The organism is bacterium (genome assembly GCA_037131655.1).
Taxonomy (GTDB): domain Bacteria; phylum Armatimonadota; class Fimbriimonadia; order Fimbriimonadales; family JBAXQP01; genus JBAXQP01.
The window spans coordinates 1-4,139 of sequence record JBAXQP010000242.1; the positions used below are offsets into that span (position 1 = coordinate 1).

At 46.5% G+C, this 4,139-nt stretch carries 6 protein-coding genes; all 6 read right to left on the bottom strand.

Features of this window, described 5'->3' with window-relative positions; genetic code table 11:
• On the bottom strand, positions 1–796 hold a 796-nt coding region (ribF, locus tag WCO51_10415), incomplete at its 3' end, for a riboflavin biosynthesis protein RibF (GenBank protein MEI6513670.1).
• 44 nt (positions 797–840) lie between these two features.
• A complete protein-coding gene (gene truB, locus WCO51_10420; GenBank protein MEI6513671.1) occupies positions 841–1,740 on the bottom strand; it encodes a tRNA pseudouridine(55) synthase TruB in 900 nt (299 codons plus the stop codon).
• Positions 1,701–2,699: a bifunctional oligoribonuclease/PAP phosphatase NrnA gene (locus WCO51_10425; protein ID MEI6513672.1), complete on the bottom strand. Its 999-nt coding sequence runs from the start codon at positions 2,697–2,699 to the stop codon at positions 1,701–1,703. The genes truB and WCO51_10425 overlap by 40 nt, the downstream gene beginning before the upstream one ends.
• Positions 2,671–3,033 carry a 30S ribosome-binding factor RbfA gene (gene rbfA, locus WCO51_10430; GenBank protein ID MEI6513673.1) on the bottom strand — a complete coding sequence of 121 codons (363 nt, stop codon included), beginning with the start codon at positions 3,031–3,033 and terminating at the stop codon, positions 2,671–2,673. The genes WCO51_10425 and rbfA overlap by 29 nt, the downstream gene beginning before the upstream one ends.
• Before the next feature lie 17 nt (positions 3,034–3,050).
• Positions 3,051–3,338, bottom strand: a complete 288-nt coding sequence (locus tag WCO51_10435; GenBank protein MEI6513674.1) for a DUF503 domain-containing protein — start codon at positions 3,336–3,338, stop codon at positions 3,051–3,053.
• Between the two features lie 75 nt (positions 3,339–3,413).
• The coding region (locus WCO51_10440; protein ID MEI6513675.1) for a translation initiation factor IF-2 at positions 3,414–4,139 on the bottom strand (726 nt) is incomplete at its 5' end.

Here is a 4,139-nt window from a genome sequence, read left to right on the forward strand (position 1 = left end):
CTCCATCATAATCGATGAGATAGACCTCGACAGTTCGCTCAGTGCCCCCGCGAGTGGGGCGCATTCCAATACTGCACGCTCCAGCATAGACATCGCCGTGCAACTCTACGGTAGTGGCGTAGATGCCATCAGCAGGCAGGGCGAGGTTGGTAACAGGAACCAGGTTGGCTGTTGGGAAACCCATCGTTCGCCCGAGACTATGTCCCTTAACAACTGAACCCGAATAGAGAAAGCGCCGCCCAAGCAGTTCCTCTGCAATCGCCAGATCACCTAGTGCAATCGCTTCACGGATTCGGGTACTGCTGATACGCACACTCTTCTCACAAACAGTAGCTACTGGCGTTACTTCAAATCCGAATTGACTTGCATTATTTTGAAGGTAAGTAACACTGCCTGTTCCACCAAGGCCGAACCGAAAGTCCTCACCAACAACAAGATGGCTGCACTTTAGCCGCTCCTTCAAAATGTCTATCGAAAAAGTATCTGCCGTTATCTGCGAGAACTCTTTGGTAAAAGGAAGAACTACTATGTTATCGACATTTAATTCTTTGATGAATTGAATTCGTTGCTGTAGAGTACAAAGGTAGGGTGGACTTGATTCCGACCTTACTATTTCAGTTGGGTGGCGATCGAAAGTAAAAACAACGCTTGCCCTATTGTATGCCTGAGCATCTTCGATTGCTCGTCGAATCACCGCCTGGTGTCCACGATGCACCCCATCGAATGTCCCCACCGCCACCGCGCTTTCACGCCATGGCAAATTATTAAGTTCGTCTATGCTCAAGAATAAGTTCATATAGTCAATCCGTTGTCAGTTCGAAGAATTGTACCTTAAAGCCATTAGGTGGTTTGAGCTGGGGGATTGAAAACTACTACTGGTTGAGCATGATCATTTGAGGGGATCGCGATGGCGAGTAATTCTGCCTCGTACACCAGAGGAATTGGCTTAGTTGTTGGCTCGATATCGGGTGGGAAAGCAATAAAATTGCCGTTCAGGATATGTTCTCGGTCTGATTCATTAACTTGTATAACAGGGCCGCCTGTTGGATAGAGCGCTTTAATGATTCCTATAAGGGATTGTTGGACCGATTCGGGTGTCTGCAAATCGTCCAAAGAGTGCGATTCTTCGACGCAGAAATCGCCGACTCGGGTACGTATTAGCTTTTCCATATGCCCACCTACACCCAGAGCATTTCCGATATCATGGCATAAGGTTCGGACATAGGTTCCGCTGGAGCAAGTGATAATGATTCTTGAAAGAGGAAACTCACCTGATTCGAATAACTTTAACACAATACTCTCAATTGTGACCTCACGAGGTTCACGAACTACTTCGATCCCTTTGCGCGCAAGGTCATAGAGGCGCTGCCCCTCATGATGAACCGCAGAGAACATAGGGGGGATTTGTTTGATTAAACCAATAAAAGATTGCAGAGTCTCTTTAAGCTTGTCCTCAGTGATATGACCTGCCGGAACACGGTTTTGCTCTGTGCCGCTTGCGTCCTGGGTGTTGGTGGTGATATCTAAACGCAACCAACAGTCGTAGACCTTAGGTTCGAGGGTGAGATAGGGGAGGATGCGGGTGGCTCTTCCTATTGCAGCAACTAAGACCCCTTCGGCATCCGGATCAAGTGTGCCGGCGTGACCTATTCGCTTGATGCCGGTTGCCCGGCGTAAGCGATAGACTACGTCATGCGAAGTCATACCGGGGTTTTTGTAGACGTTAACGAATCCATCCATTGCTCAATTGCTTCCAATATTATCCGCTCGGATTCAACCAATGAGGCTTGTAACGAACATCCCGCAGCCAATCGATGACCACCACCTTCAAATCTCTGGGCGATTTCAGATACGCTATAGGGCTCACGAGCACGAAGACTTACCCTGACTCTATTTTCTTTAATTTCTCTCAACAAAGCCACCATCTTTGCCCCACGTATTGAGCGCATATGAGCTATGATCCCCTCTGACTGCTCATCAGATGCACCAGCTTTGTTGAAATCCTCAAGTGAAAGAGTCGACCAAATAATCTCCCCATCTCGAATCGACCGCAGATTTGTCAATCCAATTCCGAGAAGTTTCATAGAGGCCATTGAGCGATTCTCAAAGACCTCTTCGTTAATCTTAACAATATCCGCCCCTGAATCAACAAGGTGCGAGGAGATTTGTAATGCCTTTGGAGTGGTATTTTGGTATTTAAATGAACCTGTGTCCGTAATGATCCCTGTAAGAAGCGAGGAAGCGATTTCGGGAGTAATTGCCGCTTTCATCGCGCGCAACAATTCATAGACAACCATCGTAGTTGCAGATGCGTCGGTATCGATAAGCCGCATATCGCCGAACTGCTCCCAGGGCACATGGTGGTCGATAACCAAAATACGGTTTGCTTTAAGTACTACATCTGAATTACGCCCAACCCGATTAAGACCTTCCAAATCGCATAAGATAGCAAGATCGAATTCCGATTTATCTGTGGTAATCTGCACGCGCTCTTGGCCAGGTAAAAATTGAAGTGTTTCTGGAACACCATCAATGCTGATAGAGGTAACGTCTTTACCCAAAGCACGCAACGCCCATTCGAGCGCAAGAACGCACCCTAAAGTATCGCCATCAGGATTAACATGACCGGCGATTAAAAATGAATTCGCTCCGCGAATAGCCTCTAGGGCTTCACTCAGACTTTTCCGGTTTAAGATCATTTTCCACCTGGTGAAGCAATTCCATAATTCTTGAGCTTCGTTTAATCGTATCATCAGCTCGAAATTCCAAAACAGGGACACGTTTTAGATGTATACGTCTGCCGAGTTGGTTGTGGATGAAACCTGAAGCTCTTTTAAGAGCCTGTACCGAATGAACAATGGCGTCCTCATCCCCGAAAACGCTTACAAACACCGTTGCATGCTGCAAATCGGCTGTGACACGAACTCCGGTAATGGTTACAATTCCCAGCCTCGGATCATCTAACTCACGTCTTACAATATCACTGATCTCATGAAGCAGTGCAGATTGCACTTTATCAACTCTTATGTTCATTTATAATAACTCGCTTTTCAGCGTTGTTCTATCTCTACGTTATTTACAATGTATCGCGGATCGCTCTCGACATAGTTTATTACGGCGCTTACGACGCGATCATTAAAATCGCCAGCATTTGCCACACAAACAACAGCAATAGCTGCATATTGCCACGTATCTTCCCCACCCACTTCGGCAACAGCAACGTTAAACTTGTTCCTCAAGTTTGCCAACAAGCTTTTAATAACGTTACGTTTATCCTTTAGACTCTGACTTTCCGGAACGGTTATATCAAAAGTCACAAGGGATATGTGTATAGACATTCTTATACTTCGACTTGCATCACAGGTTGAAAAAACCAGAATAAGCCCAAAAGCCCATTCTGGTGATCGTTCTCATTAAGAAACCTGTCGCACTTCATAGGCTTCGATGATATCGCCTTCTTTATACTCATCAAAACCATCGAGACTAATTCCACACTCGAACCCGGCAGCCATCTCCTTCACATCATCTTTCAGATGCTTCAGAGAGCCAATCTTGCCGGTGAAAATAACTTCTCCCGCGCGCGAAAGTCTTGCGTTGGCGTTACGCTGGATTTTACCATCGGTTACATAGGAACCAGCGATGATACCTGAACGAGTAAGCTTGAATACGGCTCTTATCTCAGCGTTACCGAGATGAATTTCTTCAAACTTAGGCTCAAGCATGCCCTTCATGGCTTTTTCAATATCATCGAGCAGTTCGTAGATAATCTTATAAGATCGGACTTCAACTCCTTGCCGTTCGGCTAACGCTTTTGCGCCAGGCTCGATTTTTACATTAAAACCGACTACAATAGCCTCAGCCGCCGATGCGAAATCCACGTCCGATTCGTTGACATTCCCAACGCCTGTACTGATTACCTTGATTACTACTTCTTCGCTTTGCATCTGCTCGAGTTGCTCACGCACAGCTTCGACAGAACCACCAACGTCCGCTTTCACAACAACGTTCAAGTCTTTGATTTCGCCTTCTATCAGCTTCTGATAGAGGTCCTGTAAGCTGGCGCGCTGGGGTTGAACAAGGAACATTTCCACCCTTTGAGCATCAACACGTTCGGAAGCAATTTCGCGTGCGCTTCGTTC

Coding starts and splice junctions, on each gene's coding strand:
- truB (MEI6513671.1), bottom strand. CDS start 1,740: ATGGATGGATTCGTTAACGTCTACAAAAACCCCGGTATGACTTCGCAT.
- WCO51_10425 (MEI6513672.1), bottom strand. CDS start 2,699: ATGATCTTAAACCGGAAAAGTCTGAGTGAAGCCCTAGAGGCTATTCGC.
- rbfA (MEI6513673.1), bottom strand. CDS start 3,033: ATGAACATAAGAGTTGATAAAGTGCAATCTGCACTGCTTCATGAGATC.
- WCO51_10435 (MEI6513674.1), bottom strand. CDS start 3,338: ATGTCTATACACATATCCCTTGTGACTTTTGATATAACCGTTCCGGAA.